22 protein-coding genes are annotated in these 20,944 nt (G+C 67.6%); 11 read left to right on the top strand and 11 right to left on the bottom strand.

Annotation, left to right across the window (positions count from 1 at the left end; genetic code table 11):
- Positions 1-4 precede the first annotated feature (4 nt).
- Positions 5-457, bottom strand: a complete 453-nt coding sequence (locus EV643_RS37175) for a DUF4395 domain-containing protein (protein WP_133804912.1) — start codon at positions 455-457, stop codon at positions 5-7.
- Between the two features lie 356 nt (positions 458-813).
- Between EV643_RS37175 and EV643_RS37180 the strand changes: the two genes are divergently transcribed.
- Positions 814-1,101, top strand: coding sequence for a hypothetical protein (locus EV643_RS37180; protein ID WP_133804913.1), 288 nt, complete (start codon positions 814-816; stop codon positions 1,099-1,101).
- On the opposite strand, the gene EV643_RS37185 is transcribed toward EV643_RS37180, so the two are convergent.
- The 3 genes from EV643_RS37185 to EV643_RS37195 all read right to left on the bottom strand — a co-directional run bounded on the left by EV643_RS37185 (position 1,098) and on the right by EV643_RS37195 (position 3,400).
- Positions 1,098-1,922, bottom strand: coding sequence for an RDD family protein (locus tag EV643_RS37185; protein ID WP_166665720.1), 825 nt, complete (start codon positions 1,920-1,922; stop codon positions 1,098-1,100). The genes EV643_RS37180 and EV643_RS37185 overlap by 4 nt on opposite strands.
- 69 nt (positions 1,923-1,991) lie before the next feature.
- Positions 1,992-2,429: a TlpA family protein disulfide reductase gene (locus EV643_RS37190; RefSeq protein WP_133804915.1), complete on the bottom strand. Its 438-nt coding sequence runs from the start codon at positions 2,427-2,429 to the stop codon at positions 1,992-1,994.
- A 56-nt stretch (positions 2,430-2,485) separates the two neighbouring features.
- Positions 2,486-3,400, bottom strand: coding sequence for an OmpA family protein (locus EV643_RS37195; protein ID WP_166665721.1), 915 nt, complete (start codon positions 3,398-3,400; stop codon positions 2,486-2,488).
- A gap of 467 nt (positions 3,401-3,867) precedes the next feature.
- Between EV643_RS37195 and EV643_RS37200 the strand changes: the two genes are divergently transcribed.
- From EV643_RS37200 to EV643_RS37215, 4 genes are read left to right on the top strand one after another with little or no spacing between them, the layout of a single operon-like run.
- Positions 3,868-5,238, top strand: a complete 1,371-nt coding sequence (locus tag EV643_RS37200) for a glycosyltransferase (RefSeq protein ID WP_133804917.1) — start codon at positions 3,868-3,870, stop codon at positions 5,236-5,238.
- Positions 5,235-7,265: a right-handed parallel beta-helix repeat-containing protein gene (locus tag EV643_RS37205; protein WP_133804918.1), complete on the top strand. Its 2,031-nt coding sequence runs from the start codon at positions 5,235-5,237 to the stop codon at positions 7,263-7,265. Before EV643_RS37200 ends, EV643_RS37205 begins: the two co-directional genes overlap by 4 nt.
- Positions 7,262-8,476, top strand: coding sequence for a right-handed parallel beta-helix repeat-containing protein (locus EV643_RS37210; protein ID WP_133804919.1), 1,215 nt, complete (start codon positions 7,262-7,264; stop codon positions 8,474-8,476). The genes EV643_RS37205 and EV643_RS37210 overlap by 4 nt, the downstream gene beginning before the upstream one ends.
- A gap of 34 nt (positions 8,477-8,510) precedes the next feature.
- Positions 8,511-9,839 carry a UDP-glucose dehydrogenase family protein gene (locus EV643_RS37215; RefSeq protein WP_133804920.1) on the top strand — a complete coding sequence of 443 codons (1,329 nt, stop codon included), beginning with the start codon at positions 8,511-8,513 and terminating at the stop codon, positions 9,837-9,839.
- Between the two features lie 208 nt (positions 9,840-10,047).
- On the opposite strand, the gene arfB is transcribed toward EV643_RS37215, so the two are convergent.
- Complete coding sequence (gene arfB / locus EV643_RS37220; protein WP_133804933.1) at positions 10,048-10,473, bottom strand: alternative ribosome rescue aminoacyl-tRNA hydrolase ArfB; 426 nt, start codon at positions 10,471-10,473, stop codon at positions 10,048-10,050.
- A 154-nt stretch (positions 10,474-10,627) separates the two neighbouring features.
- Here arfB and EV643_RS37225 point away from each other — a divergent pair, with 154 nt between their 5' ends.
- Genes EV643_RS37225 through EV643_RS37235 form a run of 3 tightly spaced genes read left to right on the top strand, consistent with a single transcriptional unit; the run spans position 10,628 to position 12,422 of the window.
- The gene (locus EV643_RS37225) at positions 10,628-11,245 is read left to right on the top strand and encodes a hypothetical protein (protein WP_238166071.1); all 618 of its coding nucleotides are present in this window, start codon (positions 10,628-10,630) and stop codon (positions 11,243-11,245) included.
- Entirely contained in the window at positions 11,242-11,817 is a 576-nt protein-coding gene (locus EV643_RS37230) for a hypothetical protein (protein WP_133804921.1), read from the top strand. The genes EV643_RS37225 and EV643_RS37230 overlap by 4 nt, the downstream gene beginning before the upstream one ends.
- A complete protein-coding gene (locus EV643_RS37235) occupies positions 11,817-12,422 on the top strand; it encodes a hypothetical protein (RefSeq protein ID WP_133804922.1) in 606 nt (201 codons plus the stop codon). Before EV643_RS37230 ends, EV643_RS37235 begins: the two co-directional genes overlap by 1 nt.
- On the opposite strand, the gene EV643_RS37240 is transcribed toward EV643_RS37235, so the two are convergent.
- From EV643_RS37240 to EV643_RS37260, 5 genes are read right to left on the bottom strand one after another with little or no spacing between them, the layout of a single operon-like run.
- On the bottom strand, positions 12,385-13,767 hold the full coding sequence (locus EV643_RS37240) for a hypothetical protein (protein ID WP_238166072.1): 1,383 nt from the start codon (positions 13,765-13,767) through the stop codon (positions 12,385-12,387). The two genes, EV643_RS37235 and EV643_RS37240, sit on opposite strands and share 38 nt — an antisense overlap.
- A 24-nt stretch (positions 13,768-13,791) precedes the next feature.
- Positions 13,792-14,319: a GyrI-like domain-containing protein gene (locus EV643_RS37245; protein WP_133804923.1), complete on the bottom strand. Its 528-nt coding sequence runs from the start codon at positions 14,317-14,319 to the stop codon at positions 13,792-13,794.
- A gap of 2 nt (positions 14,320-14,321) precedes the next feature.
- Positions 14,322-15,722 carry an RNA-guided endonuclease InsQ/TnpB family protein gene (locus tag EV643_RS37250; protein ID WP_202869921.1) on the bottom strand — a complete coding sequence of 467 codons (1,401 nt, stop codon included), beginning with the start codon at positions 15,720-15,722 and terminating at the stop codon, positions 14,322-14,324.
- 19 nt (positions 15,723-15,741) lie between these two features.
- Positions 15,742-15,846 (bottom strand): MerR family DNA-binding transcriptional regulator, encoded by a 105-nt coding sequence (locus EV643_RS37255; protein ID WP_202869922.1) that lies wholly within the window; start codon positions 15,844-15,846, stop codon positions 15,742-15,744.
- Between the two features lie 38 nt (positions 15,847-15,884).
- The gene (locus EV643_RS37260; RefSeq protein ID WP_133804924.1) at positions 15,885-16,124 is read right to left on the bottom strand and encodes a MoaD/ThiS family protein; all 240 of its coding nucleotides are present in this window, start codon (positions 16,122-16,124) and stop codon (positions 15,885-15,887) included.
- A 161-nt stretch (positions 16,125-16,285) separates the two neighbouring features.
- On the opposite strand from EV643_RS37260, the gene EV643_RS37265 reads away from it, so the two are divergent.
- Together EV643_RS37265 and EV643_RS37270 are read left to right on the top strand one after the other, a co-directional pair.
- Positions 16,286-16,996 (top strand): winged helix-turn-helix transcriptional regulator, encoded by a 711-nt coding sequence (locus EV643_RS37265; RefSeq protein WP_133804925.1) that lies wholly within the window; start codon positions 16,286-16,288, stop codon positions 16,994-16,996.
- A 317-nt stretch (positions 16,997-17,313) separates the two neighbouring features.
- Positions 17,314-17,619: a hypothetical protein gene (locus tag EV643_RS37270; RefSeq protein WP_133804926.1), complete on the top strand. Its 306-nt coding sequence runs from the start codon at positions 17,314-17,316 to the stop codon at positions 17,617-17,619.
- 120 nt (positions 17,620-17,739) lie between these two features.
- Here the strand turns inward: EV643_RS37270 and EV643_RS37275 are convergent, their stop codons facing one another.
- Complete coding sequence (locus tag EV643_RS37275) at positions 17,740-19,440, bottom strand: bifunctional metallophosphatase/5'-nucleotidase (RefSeq protein ID WP_238166073.1); 1,701 nt, start codon at positions 19,438-19,440, stop codon at positions 17,740-17,742.
- A 206-nt stretch (positions 19,441-19,646) separates the two neighbouring features.
- On the opposite strand from EV643_RS37275, the gene mshD reads away from it, so the two are divergent.
- Complete coding sequence (mshD, locus tag EV643_RS37280) at positions 19,647-20,564, top strand: mycothiol synthase (RefSeq protein ID WP_133804928.1); 918 nt, start codon at positions 19,647-19,649, stop codon at positions 20,562-20,564.
- The last annotated feature ends 380 nt before the right edge of the window (positions 20,565-20,944 follow it).

Here is a 20,944-nt window from a genome sequence, read left to right on the forward strand (position 1 = left end):
CTCCTCAGGTGGTAGTAGCGGTGGATGGCGTACGAATACGTTGGATCAGCAGATAGGCCTCGCAGCCGAGGCAGAGCCCGACCGCGGCGTTCACGAACGCGGCGACCAGGGCGAACCCGGTGGCGACGACGCCGAGCACCTCGGCGCCGGTGAGGTAGCCGATCAGGCCGAGCACGGCGAACACCAGCCCGACCAGCTGGGCGAACCGGGGCGGCGTCGCGTCCTCCAGTTCCTTCGGCGGGCCGAGCCGGGGCCGGATCAGTCGTTTGAAGATCTGGCCGTACGGCGACGCGCTCACGCCGAAGGCGACCGAGATCGCGAACACCAAGGCCTGGACCGCGAGTGGCCACGGGTTGTTCAGCACCAGGGTCAGCGCGAGCACGACCGTGGTGAGCGCCGCGGCGAACCGGAGTCCGCGCGGATCTACCTGGGGTTTTGTTGCCGTCTTGTCAGACATGGCGACTCCCGGAAGGAGTGGGGATCGAGCAAGATCCCGCCCAGAGGATGCGGGAGGCGGCGTACTGCGAACCGTGCTCAGCGACCGGTTCGGAAGCGCTCGGGACGCCGCCTGGTCAGCGGCGACGACACAGCGACGAGCGCATCCGGCAGTTGTCCACTGCCCTGCGCTTGGTCAGCCACGTCGTGTAAGTCACGCACTGAGAGTACGGAACCTGTCCGGCATCGCGAGCCGTGGTCCCACCCAGCGAGACAATTGATCAATATTCGGACAAGTTGCCTGATCCCGAAGGAGTTTAAGGCTGGCTGAAGAACGCGGCCGATGCTGGTGGTCAGACGAAACCACGGGAGGAACCGATGTCCGGTGAAGTGACCGAGCCGACCCGCAGCGGCTGGAACGCGCAGACCACCTTCTCCGCTCTCGACCTGGATGCCTTACATGCGCTGGCGGCGATCCGCGGCGGGCAACCGAAGGTATTCGGCCATGTCAAAGCCGAACAGGTGTACGACTCGCATGCGTGTGGCGGAGAGATCTACACCGATCTCTACTTCGACGAGGCGGACGGACACATCCACGCCGGTGTGTCGATCTGGTACCCCTGCGAGCACTACCTCGAGGTCCTCGGCGACGTGGTGGTCGCCTAGCGACGGGGCTGGGGGCCGAGTACGACGTTCGTCGCGGCGACCTTGTCGTGCAGGGCCTGCTTCTTGTCGTCCCAGAGCGGCCAGAGGTCGTTGAGCAGGCTGAGCAGACTGAAGAGGCTGCCGACGATCGGGACCCCGCTGAGCAGCGACAGCGCGGAGTACAGGCCGAACCGCTTGCAGACCGCGAGCGGCGGCGGCGGTCCGGGGACTTCACGCAGGCGGACGCTGATGCCGAGCGCCTTCTTGCCGGGGGTCGCGCCGGAGCGGACCAGGAAGAAGTACTCGTAGACGAAGTTCACCGCGAGCGCGATCAGCGCGGCGGGGATCGCCCATTGATAGACGTCCCAGGGCGGCGTGGCGTTGAAGTTGGTGGTCTCGCCGGCGACGGCGCGGTCGAAGACCTCGCTCTGGTAGTCCACCAGGGCACCGATGTAGTGGTACCAGAAGTAACCGGTGAGCGGGAGGCTCACGATCAGCACGATCAATCCGTCGAGCAGCCGAGCCCAGACCCGCTTCCACCACCCGGACAACGGCACGCCGTCCGGCGTCGACGGCACCATGGATCCATAGCCGAACCCAGGACCTTGGTAGGCGGGCGCTCCTTGGTATTGCGCCCGCTGCGCATCTTGGTACTGCGGCGCGCCGGTGTGCTGTGGCGCACCTTGGTACTGCGCTGGCTGGTTCGACGGGAGAGGGGGTTGCGCCTGGTACGGCGGTGGACCTGGGCGGGGACGGCGGTGCTCGGTCCACGCCGCACCGTCCCAGAACCTCTGCTGAGACTGGTCTCGTGGATCGTCGTACCACCCGGCCGGGAAACTCACCGCCAAAGCATCACCTATCTGGGCCGCCAACACCATCTAAGGCAGGTTGCTGCCGCCCAAACTCTGGACTCAGCTGGCCAGCGCGGTGCCCAGTGCGGCGATGACGGCCGGCTTGTGGGGCTGGCCGCTGGCACGGGTGACGACCGCGCCTGAGCTGTCGAGGACGAGCACAGTAGGCGTCCGCAGGATGTCGAGGCGGCGGACCAGGTCCAGGTTCGACTCGGCGTCGAGCTCCACATGCCGGACCCCGTCGACCATCGACTCGACATCGGCCAGCACCCGCCGGGTCGCTCGGCACGGCGCGCAAAACGCCGACGAGAACTGCAGCAACGTCGCCCGCTCACCGAGCTCCACACCCAGATCACTCGCGTCAACGCGATCCTCGTCCACCGCTGCTCCCCTGACCACCGGCGACTCGCGGAACCGCCCGTCGTACCAGGTCTTGAGCAGGCTCAGCAGCACGCCGGCAACCAGCGCGACCACGAGCACGGCAATCCCTGGACTCACAGCAATCCAGACTACGTCGCTCGTCTTACCTTTCAACCAACCGTTTCACATCCCGGTCAGCGGGTGGCGACGGTGATGACCACGCGGCGGTTCTTCTGGCGGTTGGCGTCGGAGGTGTTGGGGACGGCCGGGGTGGTTTCGCCGAAGCCCTTGGTGGTGATCAGGGACGCGGGGAACTTCTCAGTGCGGATCAGCCAGGTGGCGACGGCCTGGGCGCGGCGTTCGGACAGACGCAGGCCGTACGTCGCGTCACCGCGATCGTCGGTGTGGCCTTCCACCCGGAGACGGGCGTTCGGCGAGCCGGCCTTGATCTTCAGGGCGATCGCGTGCAGCGCGCGGGCCGCATCCGGCCGGATCGTCCACTGCTCTGAGTCGAACAGCACGTCCCCCGGCGCGACGTACGAGATCTTGCCCTCGCCGGTGAACACGTCGACCTTGTCCTGACCCGGCAACTTGCGCGACTCCAGCCGGGCCGGGTCCACGTCCACGTCGGGCAGCCGGGCCGGCTCGAGCTTGACGGTCTCCACCTTGACGCCGTTCTCACTCCCACCGGGTCGCGCCGTACCAGGCCGCGAAACCCCACGCCGTACTACGCCCTTGCGGGTCACGGTCGGCAGCACCCCGTTGGTCTCGACCTGGCAGACCTGGGGTGAATTCACCGCGGGCGCATCCACCCCGGACACCGTGACGGCCGCGTACACCTTGTCCGAGTCGGACACCCGGCTCTCCGGGATCGTCGCGGCCGGGATCGAGGCGCCGGTGATCCGGATCGCGCCCAGGCAACCACCCGGGGCGTCGTACTGGATCACGCAGCCGGCGTCGATCGTCTGCGCGGGGATGGTGAACCCCTCGACCACGGTCTCGTCACCCGAATTCACCGGCGCGATGGTCACCGCGGGCACCGTGATGTCCGGGAGTTGCCGGATCGTCTTGCCCGGACCGGCGACGCAGTCCGGATTCTCCGCGGGCACGGTCGGCGTGCTGGGGACAGGTGTCGGAGTGGTTGCTTCGACAGTGCTTGCCTCGGACGTGGGCACACTGCTCGCCGACGGCGACGGCGCCGCCTCACCACCGTCCGAACAGGAAATCAAAGAAAACACGAAACCAATAGCCAGCAAACACCGGCCGACTTGTCCCACCCGCCCACTCATTGCGTAAGTGTCCCATGCCCATGGGTCACCAGAAATATCCCCGCAACGTGTGTTACCCGGTGATTAAACTTTCGTGAACGATCTTTGGGACAGCGGCTTCCCACTTCCCAGCCCGCTACTTTTCATTCTGGCCGTTCCACCCGGACAGAACCCCGGCGGATGCGGTTCGCAAGACACCGACCGGTCAGTGAGGCCCGGCCGGAGGGGTCATCGGTTCCAGGGGTGGGGCCGATGAATTCGACCGCATATGCGGTGGGGGGAAACAAATGATTGTTTCAGGTATTCCCATGAGCCGGCTCAGCCTGAGCGAAATCTGGGACAAAGTCACTGGAATCAGCTTTTCCGGTAACGATCTGTCGCAATGGCGCAGCCTCGTTCCGCTGGCCCTGGCCGGAATCATCGTGTGGGCCTTGTGGCTCTACCGGTTCGTGCTGTCCCGGCTGGCCCGGCCGATCGTCAACGACTACACCACCACGACCTCGGTGGTGGTGCCGTCGTACCACGAGGATCCGGACATCCTGATGCGCTGCCTGGAGAGCTGGCGGGCGCAGAACCCGGACGAGATCCTGATCGTGCTGGACGTCGCCGACATCGAGGCGTACGAGCGGCTGGTCGCGCTGGACGATCCGCGGGTGCACCCGATCCTGTTCAAGCACGCGGGCAAGCGGTCCGCGCTCGGCGTCGGGATCCGCGCGGCGAAGTACGAGATCCTGGTTCTCACCGACTCCGACACCAGTTGGCAGCCGGGCCTGCTGAAGGCGGTGCAGCACCCCTTCGTCGACGCGACGGTCGGTGCCGTGAGCACCCAGCAGAACGTGCACGAGCGGACCACCAGCATCTGGCGGCGGGTCGCCGACTGGCTGGTGAACCTGCGGTACTACGACTACGTGCCCGCGATGGGCCGGGCCGGCGCGGTCGCTTGCGTGTCCGGCCGGACCGGTGCATACCGTCGCAGTGTCGTCCTGTCGGTGCTGGACAACCTGGAGAACGAGTTCTTCCTCGGCCGCCGTTGCGTCTCCGGTGACGACGGCCGGCTGACCTGGCTGGTCCTTGCCTCCGGCTACAAGACCGTGCACCAGTCGTCGGCGCGGGCGCTGTCGATGTTCCCGGCCTCGTTCCGGGCGTTCGTCAAGCAGCGGATCCGCTGGAGCCGGAACTCGTACCGCTGCTACCTGACCGCGGCCTGGAAGGGCTGGCTGTGGCGGGTGCCGCTGGTCACCAAGGTGACCGTGCTGCAGATCCTGCTCACGCCGGTGACGATGGGGATCACGATCGGCTACCTGATCTTCAGCCGGCTCGAGCTGACCTGGCAGAGTTACACGCTGGCCGCCGCCTGGCTGATGATCGCGCGCGGGATCCGCGGTATCTCGCATCTGCGCCGGCACCCGTTCGAGATCCTGCTGCTGCCGGTGGTGACGCTGACGGTGATCCTGATCGCGCTGCCGATCAAGCTGTACGCGTTCGTGACGATGAACAAGCAGGGCTGGCTGACCAGGTCCGCGACCATGGTCGGCGGCGAGGGCCAGAACGCCGCCTCGCTGCGCGGTACCAGCTCAGCGCCGGCCGTTCAGGCCCCCCGGCACCAGGCTGCCGCGCCGGCCGCTGGGATGGCGAGGCAGTCCACCAGTTCGGCGCTGGAGACGGAGTCGGTGGCGTGAACAAGCCGCGGAAGGTTCTCACCGCAGGCGTTCTGACCCTGGCGATCCTCGGGCTCGCTCAACCGGGCGCACTCGCCGCCACCCCGACTCCGACTCCTCCCAAGCCATCCACACCAAAGCCATCGAAGCCCGGTACGAAGGCTCCTGCTCAGCCTTCCGCCAAGGCCACCGAACCGCCCGACGCGACCCAGCCGTCCGTGCCCGGGAAGACACCGGCTGCCGAGGACAAGGTGATCGACCGGCTGCCGTATCCGGGCGACCCCGAGGCCGAGGCGGCGTACGTCGCGGACGAGGACCGGCGACTGGTCGAGGTCCGGACCGTCGACTCGCTCACCCGGTGGAGCAAGACCTCGCTGAACACGCCGTACCGGATCGCCACCGGGTCGGCGTACACGCTGGTGCTGACGCCGCGGCGGGAGGTCTACACGATCAAGGACCTGCTCGGTCTCGCGCCGCAGACGTTCATCCGGCAGCCGGACGGCGGGTACCTGCTGTCCGAGCACGTCGTCGTCCAGTCCGGCGCGACGCTGAACCTGTCGTCCGCGGGCGGCCTGAGGCTGCGGCTGGCCAGCGATCCCGACGGATTCGTGTCGATCGTGAACTACGGCGGTGTGCTCAACGTGCAGGGCGCCGAGGGCAAACCGGTCCGGATCACCAGCTGGAACCGCGACACCGACAGCCCGGACACCCTCACCAACGACGGTCGCGCCTACCTCCGTTCGCTCGGCGGTCAGGTGCGGGTCCGGTACGCCGAACTGTCGGACCTCGGGTTCTGGAGCGGCCGGACCGGCGGACTGTCGCTCACTGGTACGGACCGGCCGAACTCCGGTTCGCTCGACAAGCTCGGCGAGACCATGCGGGTCGGTAAGCGGGCCAACCAGGAACGCGCGGCTGAGAAGGCGACACAGAAGAACCAGCCAGGCGTAGGGCTCGACGGGGCCGGCAAGAACACGCTCAGCCAGGTCCTGCCAGCCGGCGCGCTCCCCCTGCCTGAGGTGGACATCGCCAACCCGGAGTACAGCTTCGTGTCCGCGCTGATCCAGAACACGGTGATCCAGCGGAACGCGTTCGGCCTGTTCGCGGCCAGTGCCAACGGTCTGGACATCCGCGACAGCAAGTTCGACGAGAGCCTGGTCGACGGCCTGGTCATGCACCGCTACGTCACCAACGCGGTGGTGGACTCCAGTACTGCGAGCCGCAACGCGGGTGACGGGATCGTGTTGTCCCGGGCGACGACCGGCATCGTGCTGTCCGAGATCGAGGCGACCCAGAACCACCGCAACGGGCTGACCATGTCCGGTCTGCCGCTCGCCGACGGACCCAGTGCGACCGGTTCGAGCCTCGGCAGCTACGGCAACAACACAGTGTCGAACAGCAAGCTCAGTGACAACGCCCGGTACGGCGTGGAGGTGATCGGCGGCGCCAACATCGGCGTCAACGCGAACGACCTGCACGGCAACGACATGGGCGTCGTGGTCCGTGGTGGTGCGAAGGACGTGTCCGTGGTCGGCAACCGGGTCACGGATCCGGGTCGGCAGGGCATCGCGGTACGGGACGGTGTCGTCTCGTCGGTCGTGTCCGGCAACATCATCAGCGGCGGCAGTACCAGCGTGTACGTGCGCGACTCGGCCGCCGCCGTACAGCGCAACACCATGTCGGACGCGACGTCGCACGCGGTGTCACTGGTCGGCACGGTGAACGCCACGAAGGTCACCGAGAACACCATCAGCGGACGGGGGCCCAGCGCCATCGACACCAAGCGGGCCGCCGACGTGAACATGCGCAGTTGGCGGAACGACGACGGCAACTGGCACGACACCACGCCGTTCCTGGTTACGCTGAAGCGGTTCCTGCAGCCGCTGACCGCGATGTGGCTCGCCTTGGCGGCGCTGCTGATCTTCACGGCGGCACGCGGAACCAGGAAGATCCGGCGAATCGTTCACCCCTACGCTGACAAGGGACCGGTCTCCGACGGACAACCGGTGCCCGCGACCGCAGTACAGATCGACAGGCAGGGAGCGCAATGACGAGGCGAGACCTGATCATCGCCGGCGCCTCCGCTGCTGCCGTGCTGCTGGTCGGCGGCGGGGTCGTGGCCGCGGTCTGGCCGTCGTCGGACTCGCCGACCCCCAGTGCCGACTCGTCGATCCCTTCGGTGCCGCCGGCTCCGACGATCACGTCGCTGGAACCTACCGGCCCTTCTTCCGACTCTCCATCTGACACTCCGTCGTCGTCGTCGTCGCCGGAGAACGAGGAAGAGGAGGAGGGGAACGGCAAGCGCAAGCCGGAGGACGCGCCGCTGCTCGCCGATGCGCCGGCTCCCGGCAAGGGACCACTGCCGTCGTCGTCGCCGGTCTCCTGCCCGGCCGCCACGGTCACCGTCTCCGACACGAACGGGTTGACCGAGGCGCTGAAGAATGCCGCGCCTGGAACCAGCATCGCGCTGTCAGACGGCAAGTACGCCGGGAAGTTCGTGGCCGAGGCCTCCGGTACCGCGGAGCAGCCGGTCTGGTTGTGCGGCGGGGCGGGCGCAGTACTGGATGGCGAGAACATCAAGGGCGGTTACGTCTTCCACCTGAAGAAGGCGAAGTACTGGCGACTCGTCGGCTTCACCGTGACCAACGGGCAGAAGGGCGTGATGGCCGACACCACGGTCGGCACGGTCGTCCAGGCGCTCACGGTGCACGACATCGGCGACGAGGCGATCCACCTGCGCTCCAACAGCACGGACAACGTCGTCCGGGACAACACCATCAGCAAGACGGGCCTGCGCCGGGAGAAGTTCGGCGAAGGCGTCTACATCGGCTCCGCGGTCAGCAACTGGTGCACCAGCAACGACTGCAAGCCGGACCGCAGCGACCGCAACGTGGTCAGGGACAACAAGATCTCGCAGACCACGTCCGAGGCGGTCGACATCAAGGAAGGCACCACCGGAGGGTTGCTGGAGGGGAACACCTTCGACGGATCGGCACTCAGCGGCGCCGACTCCTGGGTGGATGTCAAGGGCAACAACTGGTTGATCAAGGGCAACACCGGCACGAAATCAACCACTGACGGCTTCCAGACCCATCAGATCCTGAAGGGCTGGGGCGACCACAACCTGTTCACCGGCAACACCGCTGCCGTGGACGGGCCCGGGTTCGGCTTCGCGCTGCGCCCGACCGAGGCAAATGTCGTTGCCTGTGACAACAAGGTCACCGGCGCCGGCGAAGGTCTGAGCAACATTCCCTGCCGCTGATATTCCCTGCACAAGTCGATTTGGGGGGACACCCATGTCTGCAAAGCCACGTCTCACTGTCCTCGGCACCGGCTATCTCGGTGCCACACACGCCATCTGCATGGCGGTGCTGGGCTACGAAGTACTCGGTATCGACACCGACGCGGCCAAGATCGCCGCGCTGTCCGACGGCCGGGTTCCGTTCTACGAACCCGGGCTGCCGGAGATGCTCCGCAAGGCGCTCGATTCCGGGCGGCTGCGGTTCAGTACTGATATTGCCGAGGCCGGGGGTTTTGGCGATGTCCACTTCATCTGTGTCGGTACGCCGCAGGCCGCCGACTCGCCCGCAGCGGACCTCCGGTACGTCGACCAGGTGGTCTCGTCGCTGGCCCCGCACCTGACGCGGCCTTGTCTGGTGGTCGGCAAGTCCACCGTGCCGGTCGGTACGGCGGCCCGGCTGACCTCGATGCTGCAGTCGTCGGCACCGGCCGGGACTGCTGTGGAGCTGGCCTGGAACCCCGAGTTCCTGCGCGAGGGATTCGCCGTCGAGGACACGATGCGACCGGATCGCCTGGTCTTCGGGGTCTCGTCGCCGTGGGCGCTGTCGGTTCTGGAGTCGGCCTTCGCACCGCTGCTGGAGGCTTCCGTGCCGGTGGTGGTCACGGACCTGCCGACGGCCGAACTGGTCAAGGTGGCCGCGAACTCGTTCCTGGCCACGAAGATCTCCTTCATCAACGCGATGGCCGAGGTCTGCGAGACCACCGGAGCCGACGTACAGCAGCTCGCCGCATCGCTGTCCTACGACCCGCGGATCGGCGGCCGGTTCCTCCGCCCGGGTCTCGGCTTCGGCGGCGGCTGCCTGCCGAAGGACATCCGCGCCTTCATCCACCGGGCCGACGAACTCGGGGTCGGCCAGGCCGTCTCGTTCCTCCGTGAGGTCGATGCGATCAACCAGCGTCGTCGGCAGCGCACCGTCGACCTGATCCGCGCCCAGGCCGGCGGCTCGCTGGCGGGGGTCACCGTCTGCGCGCTGGGCGCCGCGTTCAAGCCCGACTCCGACGACATCCGCGACGCCCCCGCCCTGGACGTCGCCCGGCTGCTCGTCGCCGAGGGCGCGATCGTCCGCGTCTACGACCCGCAGGCGATGGACAACGCCCGGCGGGCCTACCCCGACCTGCACTACGCCGACAGCGTCGCTGAGGCTGCGACCGGCGCCCAGGTCGTCGCCCTGCTCACCGAATGGGACCAGTTCCGCGAACTCGACCCCGAATGGCTGGGCGACTACGTAGCCGTCCGCAACATCGTCGACGGCCGCCACGCCCTCGACCCCACCACCTGGCGCCAAGCCTCCTGGGACTACCGAGCCCTCGGCCGCGCCGCCTGAACCCCCACCCCAACAGCAGGCGCGGGCCGTCCCACGGCCCGCGCCTGCACCCCAGCCTGCACCCCCGCCTGCACCCCCGCCTGTCCCACACCTCGTACCCCCGGGGGCCCGCACCACGCGGCGTCCCGCCCCGCACACCCGCCTGTCCCACACCCCGTACCCCCGGGCCCGCACCACGCGGCGTCCCGCCCCGCACACCCACCCGCCCTTAGTCGGCCGGGGGGTTGCGGAGGCGTTTGGTTTCGCCGCGGCGCTTCTTGTCCTCGATCCGGCGCCGGATGGAGTTCTTGCTGGGGCGGGTCGGGCGGCGCTGCCGAGGCGGCGCCGCGATCGCCTCTCGCAACAGGCTGGCCAGCCTCGCCAGCGCGGCCTCCCGATTGCGCCATTGTGAACGGTGCTCGGAGGCGGCGATCGTCAGCACCCCGTCGACCAGGCGGGAGGCGAGCCGCTCGACCGCCCTGGCCCGCAGCGCCTCATTCAACGCGGTGGTCGAGCTGACATCGAAGCTGAGTTCCACCCGGCTGTCCGTCGTGTTCACCGACTGCCCGCCCGGCCCACTGGACCGCGAGAACCGCCAACCGAGCTCGGCCTCAGGGATAACCACCCCCGCCCGCACCGTCAGCCCGCCGTCCATGCGCACATTCCATCCGATCAGCCCCATCGCGTCCAACCGGTTCCACGACCCACCCGGCCCCACGACCGACTCGGCTCCACGGAGACTGCGGTTCGTCGACACGTACGGTTCCTGGAAGGCGTGCGGTGGGCCTTGCTGTGGTTAGGCTTCGCGTGTGTCAACGGGGAACAGGGAACGGGCGGACCTGCCCGACTTGCGGGATGTCCGGGTTCGCGGCCGGTCGGTGCGGACCTGGGCGATCGGGTCAGGTGCCGTGGTGCTGGCGATCTCGGCGGCGTTCGGCGGACTGGAGAAAGCCGCCGACGAGACCCCACAGGCGGCAGCCGGTACTGCGATCGACGCGGGCCAGTTCGAGGTGACGATCGACCGCGTGGTCACGACAAAGGACCTGGAGCCGTTGTTCAGACCCGACCCGGGCGGCGCGCTGATCGCAGTCGTCACGAAGATCGAGCTCACCGACGACATGGGCACGATCCCACCCAGCGACCTGATCCGCCTCATCGACGTACCAGGGTTGGACTCCACCGACGCCCCGCTCGGTACGACGAACCTGCGCGACCAGACCCAGGGCCCGGTGCTCACCCCCGGCCAGGCCGAGGACGTCGCCTACGTCTGGAAGTTGCCCAAAGCGACGGAGCTCCCGAAGGAAGTCAAGCTGACCGTCCAGCACTACGAGCACATCGAGGAATCCGTGCTCGACCACCACGAGAAGTGGACCCCGGACAAGACCGCGGCCGAGAGCACCGTCAAGGTCAAGGACAACACCAAATGACCGGCCGCAAGCTCGTCAACATCGGCCTGACCGTGCTCGTCCTCGTCGCGATCATCGGTCTCTACCGGCTGACCCCGTCGCAGCAGGACTTCCAGCAGCCGGTCGCGGTCAAGGGCGCCGTCGGCAAGGCGGTCGAGACGCCGCGGTTCGAGCTCACCGTCGAGGGGGTCCGGGTCAGCAAGAAGCTCCGTATCCCCCGGACGAAACCCGACCGCGACACGTTGACCGACTTCGTCGTGATCGACGCGCTCGTCAACGCCACCCGCGAACCGATCTTCCTGCAGAAGGTCGAGATCCGCACCGACGACGGCACGACCTACCTCGGCGCGAACCGGAGCGGCCTTCGAGAGGCCGATCTCACCGGGACCCAGCTCGCCCCGGGTATTCCTGTCCGCGGCTCGTTCGTGGTCGAACTCCCGGCCGATAAGCTGCCCGGCGCGATCCTGCTGGTGACAGAGAAGAAGATCTTCACCGAACTGGAGCCGCAGGCCACGATCCCGCTGGACGTCAAGGCCGATCAGCTCGACTCGCTCCGTCAGGATGTCGCCGTCCTCACCCGGGCGAGCACATGATGACGGCCCGCCGCGCCAAGCCGAACTGGTTCCGCAAGAACACGGTTGCTCTGGCCGCTCTCGTGCTCACCGTTCCCGTACTCGGCTGGTGGTCGACCCGGTCCGACTACAAGTCGTGGTACGACAGTGAACCCCGCGACCCAGTCGTCGTCGCAGCCGGCGGTACGGCGTACCAGGACGCCACCTGGTACAACGCGAGTGTCGAGGTGGATCCCCAGCCCAAGTCCAGCGCTGCCCCCGAACCCCCGCCGGAAGGCACGACCCGCGTCCGCGTGTATCTCCGCATCCGCGTGGACAACTTGGCCGCACTCGAGACGCTTGGCGGTTGCAGGGTCCACCTTCGCGCGCCGGACGGGCGGATCTGGGACGAGTCGAACCTCGAGAGCGCGTTCCACGACCGCCCAACGGGTTGCGCCGGCGGTTCCGACGACAAGCTTCAAAGGTTTCGGAACCCACGGATCGCGCAGTACTACTTGACGCCGCAAGCGGGCAAGCCGTTCGAGACGGTCGCCGTGTTCGTCGTACCGACCGAGGTCGCCGAATCCGTCCAGCCGACGATCACCTGGGCTACGAAGCTCCCTGAGTATCTGGCATTCCCGAGGTAGCCGCGGTCAGGTCGGTCACCCCCTTGTCCTCGGTCGCATCCCCTTGTACTGCGCGGATCCGCGGCTGAAGGTATCCCGCGAGCCCGCCCACCATCCGGTCGTACGCGGCCGCGAGCAGACTGATCTGGAGCATGATCTTCAGCCCCTCCGTGACCAGGTTCAGCGGCTCGTCGATCACCTGCCAGAACGCCAACGAGTGCGGCCCGAGCACGTAGTCCCGCAGTACGATCCACACCGCGCTGGCCAGGTACGTCACCACGGCCCAGGCGAGGAAGTACCCGAGCAGCGGGCGCAGCCCCGACCGGACCACCAACCGGAACGCGTCCGCCACTGGGGTCCAGCGATCCCGCCAGTCGGACACCATGGAGTTGCCGGCCGCGCGCACGATCGGCGGGGTCTGCTGCCAGCGATGCGTGATCCGGTCGAACCGCCAGCGCAGAACCCGTGGCTTCCGTGCCTTGTGCACGGCGCGTCCGTAGATCACCGCGGTCATGGTGATCCACATCAGCGGCAACACGGCCGCGTTCCACAGATCGCCGATGCCGGCGGCAACGAATCCGGTAACGGCGTCCCAGATCTCCCGGATCCGCTCGACCCCGAGAACCTGGTCGAGCACCCAGACATAGCCGTCGTGCACCCAATCGGCGACCCGGCGTTCCTTGATCCAGTCCTTCGGCGACGGGATGTACGCCGACGCCTGGTAGGCGACCACGAAGATCCACAGCGCTTCGAGGTAAGTGATGAACAGCTTGCGCACCGGGCCGCCGTCCTCGCCGCCCCTGCGCTTCTTGAAGAACAACCGCAGCAGGTACGCCGCGACACCGAGGCCGATGAACAACCAGGTGGACAGCGACTGGAGCCCCGTCGACTCCTGCGAGACAACGCCTCCGCCCAGCACGTCGGCGACCGTCTGGTTCACCTTGTGGACGGCCAGCTCGTACTCGTACTCGAGTGCCTCGGCCTGGAGAAACTTGTACGCCGCGTAGAACGCCAGGAACGGCAACAACGCCGCCGCGAGCGCATCGATCGGCCGATGCTCCTTGCCCGGCTCCATCCCGTCGGGCGCCAGCACACCTTCGTCGACCGCACGCCGATGGAACGGCAACTCGCCGCGGAGGACCAGGAACATGGCGACGTACATCGCCAGTGAGATCAGCACGAGCAACGCCAGCAGCGCGATCCCGGCCGCTTCCGCCTTCGCCCCCGCCTGCACCGCGACCCACTGGACCCCGCGATGAGCCAACTGCGCCACCACGAACACCGCCAGCAAACGTGGCCAAGCTCTGCCGAACAACGCACCCGCCCGCCCGACAGTAGTCAGCAGGCTCCCCGTATCCCGTGCCACGACCGAAACCTATCCTGCCCGGGGTCAGCGGCAGGCTGAGCCGATTGGGCGGACGGGGCATTGAAGCTCGATCGCGTCGTCGGGGGACGGTAGCTCGACCAGGCGGTAGACGCCGTGGGATTCCAGGCCGCGTTCTTCGAGCGCGACATCCAAGGTCATCCAGGCATCGCCGACATCGACCCCTGGGCCGCGGTGGACCACCGAAACACCACGCTCCTCCGCCGGCAGATCGAAGATCTCAAGCCCGCCGAGCCGGTCGGGATGGTTGGCGCCGTCGGCACGGTCGGCACCACCGCCCCCGCCTGCCCCGTCGAGATCGGTGTCGATCGGGACGGCGACGGCGACTTCGATCTTCGATCCGTCCGGGCGGCCGTAGTAGGTCCTGATCCCGGGGCCGGCGCCGGTGATGCCTGCCGCTGCCAGCCGTTGGTTCAGGGATTCGACCAGTTGCCCGGACACCCCACTGATCTCGGTGGTGTCGTTCACCTCGGCGGTGACGCGGGCCAGCCTAAGCGCGGGCAGAGTCTTGAACGTCAGCGTGTTGTTCGTCATGGTCAGACCTCTCTCGATCGATCGGAGCCGTCGTACTCCGGGACGACCAGCCGTTGAGTGAGTCTCAGCGATGTACTCGCTTCGGCCCTTCCTGCTTCGCTGACCGCTGCCGACTCCGGAGAGTGAGGTCTTATGTGGTCTCCACAGGCGTTTCGGTTCTCCGGGCAACTTCCCGGCGAGGTCGTACATGGTCGGTCTGCGAGCATAGCGGCGAGCAGGTTGCCTGCCGCGTTCTGGTCTCGGTCGTGCAGGACGCCGCAGCCGGGACAGACCCAGGTGCGGTCGGCGAGGACCAGGGCGCGGTTGATGCGTCCGCAGTCCCCGCACGTTTTGGACGACGGGAACCACCGGTCGGCTTTCCATACGGTCGAGCCGTACCAGTCGGCCTTGTAGTCCAGCTGGTGAACGAACTCGCCGAACCCGGCGTCGGAGATGGAGCGGGCGAGCCGGCGGTTCTTGATGATGCCCTTGACGTGCAGGGTCTCCACGGCGATGGCCGACTTGGTTCTCGTCAGCCTCGTGGTGGTCTTGTGCAGGAAGTCCCGGCGCCGGTCGGCGACCTGAAGATGCAGGCGGGCGACACGCTGGCGGGCTTTGGCCCGGTTCTTGGAGTCGTTCGCGCTGCGGGCGAGCTTGCGGTTGGCGCGCTTCAACGCGCGCTGTGCGGCCTTGAGTGGTTTGGGGGCGTGGATCTCCTCGGTGGTGCCGTCGCTGTTCTTGATGACGGCGAACGTCTTCAGGCCCAGGTCGATCCCGCACGCTGGGGCCTCGGCGTCGGCCTGACGGTGCTTGTTGAGGTCGTCGCGGTCCACCTCGATCTGGAACGAGATCCACCAGCGCCCGGCCTGCTCCCGGACAGTGGCGCCCAGGATCCGGGCGCTGCCGTTCTCCATCCGGCCGGTGAGCCAGGACATGTCCTCACGGGTTGCGACATCGCCGATGGCCGGCAGGCGCACGGTGCGGGCATCCAGCGGCTTGGCCCGGTCGGCGTCGTAGCGGAACCGGGAGCCGTGCTTGCGTTTGCGCCACGAGGGGAAGCCCATCTTCGCGCCCCGGCGTTCGCCCTTCTTCGACTTGAGATAGTTGGAGAATCCGGCGGCACGGACCCGGCAGGCTTCCTTGGGGACGCGGGAGGACAGCTTGTTCTCGGCGAACCATGGGAAGCGTGCGGGGTGGGCGGCGCGCCACTCCTTCTCCAGCGCGGGGGCCGACCACGGAACCTTGGTCAGGTCGTCGCCGGTGACGCCGTAGGACTCCTCCGCCTTGCGCTGCGCCCACTTCTTACGCACCGTCTCCAGGCAGAAGTTCTCCACCACCCGCGACAGGCCACAGTGCCGGCCCATGACGATGGCCTGCCCAGGGTCGGGGGCGAGCTCGACCCGGAAGCCCTGCCGGTGGCTCACTCGCTAATCTCCCGTCAGTTCACAGCCCGAGCGTGTCGTAGTACCGGAGCATGCGGACGGAGACGCGCGTATGGCGGGCCAGATCTCCGATGCTCAACATGCTGACCACTTCACTGCCTGACACCGTGTCAGGGTCAAGCCCGGCTCGGCGGACAGTTTGGGTCAGCCGCCGGCGAAGGGCGGGAGGGCGTCTACCAGAGCACCAGGGCGGAGGGGCGTTTCCAGGTCCACGCGCTCGCCATCGACGAGGAAGGAGCAGATGCCGAGGACGCGGGCCAGCTCCGGCCGATCGGCGGACACGGTGACGACGAGATCCTTGACCGAGGCGGCGTCGGCGGTCGCGGTGGACTCGCCCGCCGCGGCGCGTGCCGCGGCAAAGTACCTGATGGTTACTTCCGCCATGTGGGAGAGCCCTCACTAATCGGTTAAGTCTTGGAGTATTATGTCAGCTTGCTGTTGCATCCAGTGTGTCTCGGGCCCCCGGCAATGACGCCGCTGGGGCCTGACGTGCATAAGGACCGGATCACTGACTCGGGATCCGACGACCCGCACAAGGAGACAGCGTGAGCACGTTGTTACTGCTGACGAACGCGCTGCAGGCCTCCACCGAGGTGCTGCCCTCGCTCGCCCTGCTGCCCCACCAGATCCGGATCCTGCCCGCCGAGGTCGCCGCACTCGTCGACGCACCCGATGCCGACGCCGTCCTCCTCGACGCCCGGCGCGACCTGGTCAGCGTGCGGGGTGTTTCCCGCCTGATCCGGACCACTGGGATCGACGTACCGCTGCTCCTGGTCGTCACCGAAGGCGGCCTGACCGCGGTGAACGCCGACTGGGGCGCCGACGACGTCCTGCTCGACACCGCGGGGCCGGCCGAGATCGAGGCGCGACTGCGCCTGGTGATCGGGCGACTGGCCGCGGTGCGCAACGAGGACCCGGACACGTCCCTGATCCGCAGCGGCGACGTGGTGATCGACGAGGCGTCGTACACCGCCAAGCTCAACGGACGCGCGCTCGACCTCACCTACAAGGAGTTCGAGCTGTTCAAGTTCCTCGCGCAGCACCCGGGCCGTGTGTTCACCCGGGAGCAGTTGCTGCAAGAAGTCTGGGGCTACGACTACTTCGGCGGTACCCGCACGGTCGACGTCCATGTCCGCCGCCTGCGCGCCAAGCTCGGCCCCGAACACGAGTCCCTCATCGGCACCGTCCGCAACGTCGGCTACCGCTTCGTCATCCCACCCAGCAACCAGCGCGAAACCGCCGACGTAACCGTCTGACGCTCCACCACCCACCCCGCGGGCTCAGGGCCGGCTGCGGCTGCGGGCTGAGCGGCGGGCTTGGGGCGGGCTGCGGCTGGGCTGCGGGGGGCGGGTGGCTGCTGCGGGCTGGGGCTGCGGGCTGGGGGGCTGCGGGCTGCGGGCTGCGGGCTGCGGGCTGCGGGCTGCGGGCTGCGACGATTATTCGCCGGGACGGCGGGGATTCTGGCCTGGACCGGCTCGAGAAACGGGTCGGGTTCGGTGCGCGAAACGGCCTTGGACCAGAGCGTGGTCAGGGTGCTACCTTGCGTATTCGGTCTATTCACGGAAGGTGACCGATGGCGCACGTTGCTCCGACTTCGCATCGCCGCGGTGCGCACGCATCGCATCGCAGCGACCCGGCCGACGGACCGGTTCTGACGACGACCTGGATCGGGTTGACCTTCGCGATGATCCTCGGTCTCGTACTGAGCGGCCGCGACCACGTCGGCGTCCGGGCAGCCGGGATCACCTTGCTGGTCATGCTGGTACCGCTGACGGTCGCGGTGTTCGGCACGGCCGTCCGTCGCGGGTTCGGTTCGGGCAAGGCCGCCTTCGCCACGGCTGCAGCCCTCACCCTGGTCGCACTGAAGTTCTTGCTCTGACGCCAACCGCCCGCTTCTGACCAGCGGCCCGACCCGGGCGCGGCGTCCGGCCACCGGTGGTGGGCGCCACGCCCGGGTCTTGTGGATGGTCGACCCGGGCGCGGCGTCCCGTAGTACGGGTCAGGAACCGGTGGAGATGCGGTCGGTGGCAACTGGGGTGTACGGGTCGTGGGCGGTCAGGTAGTTGGCGAAGGCATCGATGTCGAGACCGCCGAAGAACTTGTCCGTGGCGGTGGTGAAGGCCGGGAAGCCGTCACCCCCGTCGGAGAGGAAGTTGTTCGTGACGATCCGGTACGTCGTACCGTCGACCAGCGGCTGACCCGCGATCTTGATCGAGCCGGCCACCACCTTCGAGCCCGCCGGAGCAGCCGGGTTCCACGTGTAGGCGATGCCCGCGACCTGGAGCACCTTGAACTTCGGCGCCTCCGGACCGTTGACGCCGGAGAACTGCTGCTCGAGCAGGGCCTTGATCTGGGTGCCGGTCATGTCCATCGAGACCAGGTAGTTGTTGAACGGCTGCACGGTGAACGCCTGCCCGAAGGTGACCTCCCCGCCGGTCGAGGCCAGATCGGCCCGGATGCCGCCAGGGTTCATGAACGCCGCAACGGGGGTCTTGCCGTTCGTCACGGTCGACGCGTCGGCCAACTGCGCGTCCGCGATCAGGTTGCCCAGCGGCGACTCCAGTGAGTCGTCGGCAGTCCGCGACACCGACGGCGTCGTCAGGTGGCCGATCACCTTGTTCGCGATCGGCGCGACCAGGGTCTGGTACTTGGTGATCAGCGCGGTGGTCCGGGGGTCCTTCGCCACGTCCTGGGTGACGATCTGGTTGTTCGCCAGGGTGTTCACGCGATCGACGTCTCCGGTGGCGTTGTCGATGCTGAGCCGCACGTCGGTGATCAGCTTGCCGAAGGAGGAGGCGCTGGTGATCAGCCGTGGCTGCTTGTCGCTGTCGGGGAGCGAGCAGTTGTAGCCCTGGTGGGTGTGGCCGGAGATGATCATGTCGATCTCTGGGCTCAGGGCGTTGTTGATCTCGACGATGGGGCCGGAGATACCGGGGCAGCTGTTGTATGCCCTCGGGTCGGCCGGGAAGCCGCCCTCATGCAGCAGCACCACGATCGACTCGACACCCTTCTTCTTCAGGATCGGCACCAGCCGGTTCGCGGTCTCGGCCTCATCGGTGAACTGAAGGCCCTCGACGCCGGACTTGGTGACGATGTTGGGGGTGTTCTCCAACGTCATGCCGATGAACGCGACCTTCCGGCCGTCCTTGAAGGTCTTGATCTTGTAGGGCGCGAACAGCGTGGTCCGGGTGTTCTCGAAGAAGACGTTCGCCGAGAGGTACTTGAACTTCGCGCCCGGGAACGGGTGTTCCGGGTCGGGACAGGAGTTCTGGTTGTTCTGTCCGTCGCCGTCGGGCAGGCAGCCGCCGGACTGCATCCGGAGCAGTTCACGCCAGCCCTCGTCGAACTCGTGGTTGCCGACCGACGCGGCCTCCAGGCCCATCCCGTTCAGCGCCTCGATCGTCGGCTCGTCGTGGAACGCCGCCGACAGCAGTGGTGAGGCACCGATCAGGTCACCAGCCGCGACAGTGACGCTCTCCCGACCCTGGGCCGCTGCGGCCGCCCGCATCTGCTTCAGGTGCGTCGCGAGGTACTCCGCACCGCCTGCCGGCACACCGTTCACATTGCCGCTCGAGCTGGTCGGGCTGTTGGGCGCCAGGTTTCCATGGAAGTCGTTGAGCGCGAGCAACTCGATCTGCGTGTGCGTCGGCTTGGGTTTCGCCGTCGTCGCCGCCTGGGTCACGGTTCCCCCCGTGGCCAAGCCGAGTACTACAGCGGCTCCGGCAGCCAGCAGGCCAACGGCCCGCGGTCCCCTCAGCCAAGCCCTGCCTCGTCCTGTGTAGGCCATGTCTTCTCCGTCGTCGATTCGGTCACCGCTGGTGTGCGGTTCCGGGAAAATTACCGGACCCGGCGTGGCCGTACCAAGGACCTGGCCATGAACTGCCAAGGACCTTTTACGGTAGTCCAGTGACCCTCGAAGCAGTTCCCTCACCGTTGCCCCCGGCCACTGCCGCCGCCGTCACCGAACTCGCGCGCGCCGCAGCACAGAGCGACGGCGTGAATCCGCTGTCCGAGCGAACCCTGTTACACCTGGACGGCGAGCATCCGGGCGATCTGCACGTCCTCGCGTACATCGGTGAGCCGGGCACGCTCGGGGTATCCGGCCTGCAGACAGTCGGCGACCTGGTCGGCTACGCATCACTCGCACCGGACAGCTCGGCCCAACTGGTCGTGGCACCGCGCGCACGACGACAAGGCACCGGTACTGCGCTGCTCCGGTTGCTGCTCGATCACGGCGGACCGGGGCTTCGGGTTTGGGCCCACGGTCGACTGCCTGGATCCGACGAACTCGCGGCGCGCCTAGGGCTCGGAGTGACCCGCGAGCTGTACTTTCTGCGCCGGATGAGTGGACCGCTTCCGAAGCCGGTATGGCCCGACGGCATCGCAGTACGGACGTTTGAGCCCGGGCGAGACGAGACTGCTTGGCTGGGGGTGAACGCTCGGGCCTTCGCGGAGCATCCGGAACAGGGCAGCTGGACCTCGTCGGATCTGGCGGACCGGATGGGGCAGCCTTGGTTCGATCCGAGGGGGTTCTTCCTTGCCGTGGAGAGCGAGACGGGGGCGGTTGCGGGGTTCCACTGGACGAAGGTGGAGGACTCCGTGGGCGAGGTCTACGTGGTCGGCGTCGACCCGGCGTACCAGGGATCCGGGCTGGGGAAGGCGCTCACGATCGAGGGACTGCGGCACCTGCAGGAGGACCGGGGGCTGTCGAGCGTCGTGCTTTATGTCGACGGGACGAACACCGCCGCGCGTGCGCTCTACGAGAAGCTCGGCTTCACGACGGCCGCGCTGGATGTCCAGTTCGGGCCCTCGGACGCCTTGTGAGTGGTGTCACACCGAAATCAGTTCCTCACTTCGCGTCATAAGTCGCTCGTAGCCCCGTCCCACCATCAACCAGGAGCCGTCCGAGCCTCTCACCCCCCAGCCGGGCGGCTCCTGGCCCCCAGTTATCCACAGGGCTGCTTCGCAGCCCGGCCTCGCGGCCTCACGCCCAGTTACGATCGACTCCGACTACGGAGGGCTGACGCTCGTGACCAACCGCAACCGGCTGACCATCCTCACCGCAGGCGCCTGCCTCCTCGGTGCCCTAACCGCCTGCACCACCCCCAGCCAGGGCCCCGGCAAAGTCGTTGCCTGGGGCTCTGGCCTGCGGGTTTACGGCCGTGTGACCGGTGTGGCGTGTGTGACGGGTGTGGCTCGTGAGG

Origin of the sequence: Kribbella caucasensis (assembly GCF_004361855.1) — a bacterium.
GTDB classification, from domain to species: domain Bacteria; phylum Actinomycetota; class Actinomycetes; order Propionibacteriales; family Kribbellaceae; genus Kribbella; species Kribbella caucasensis.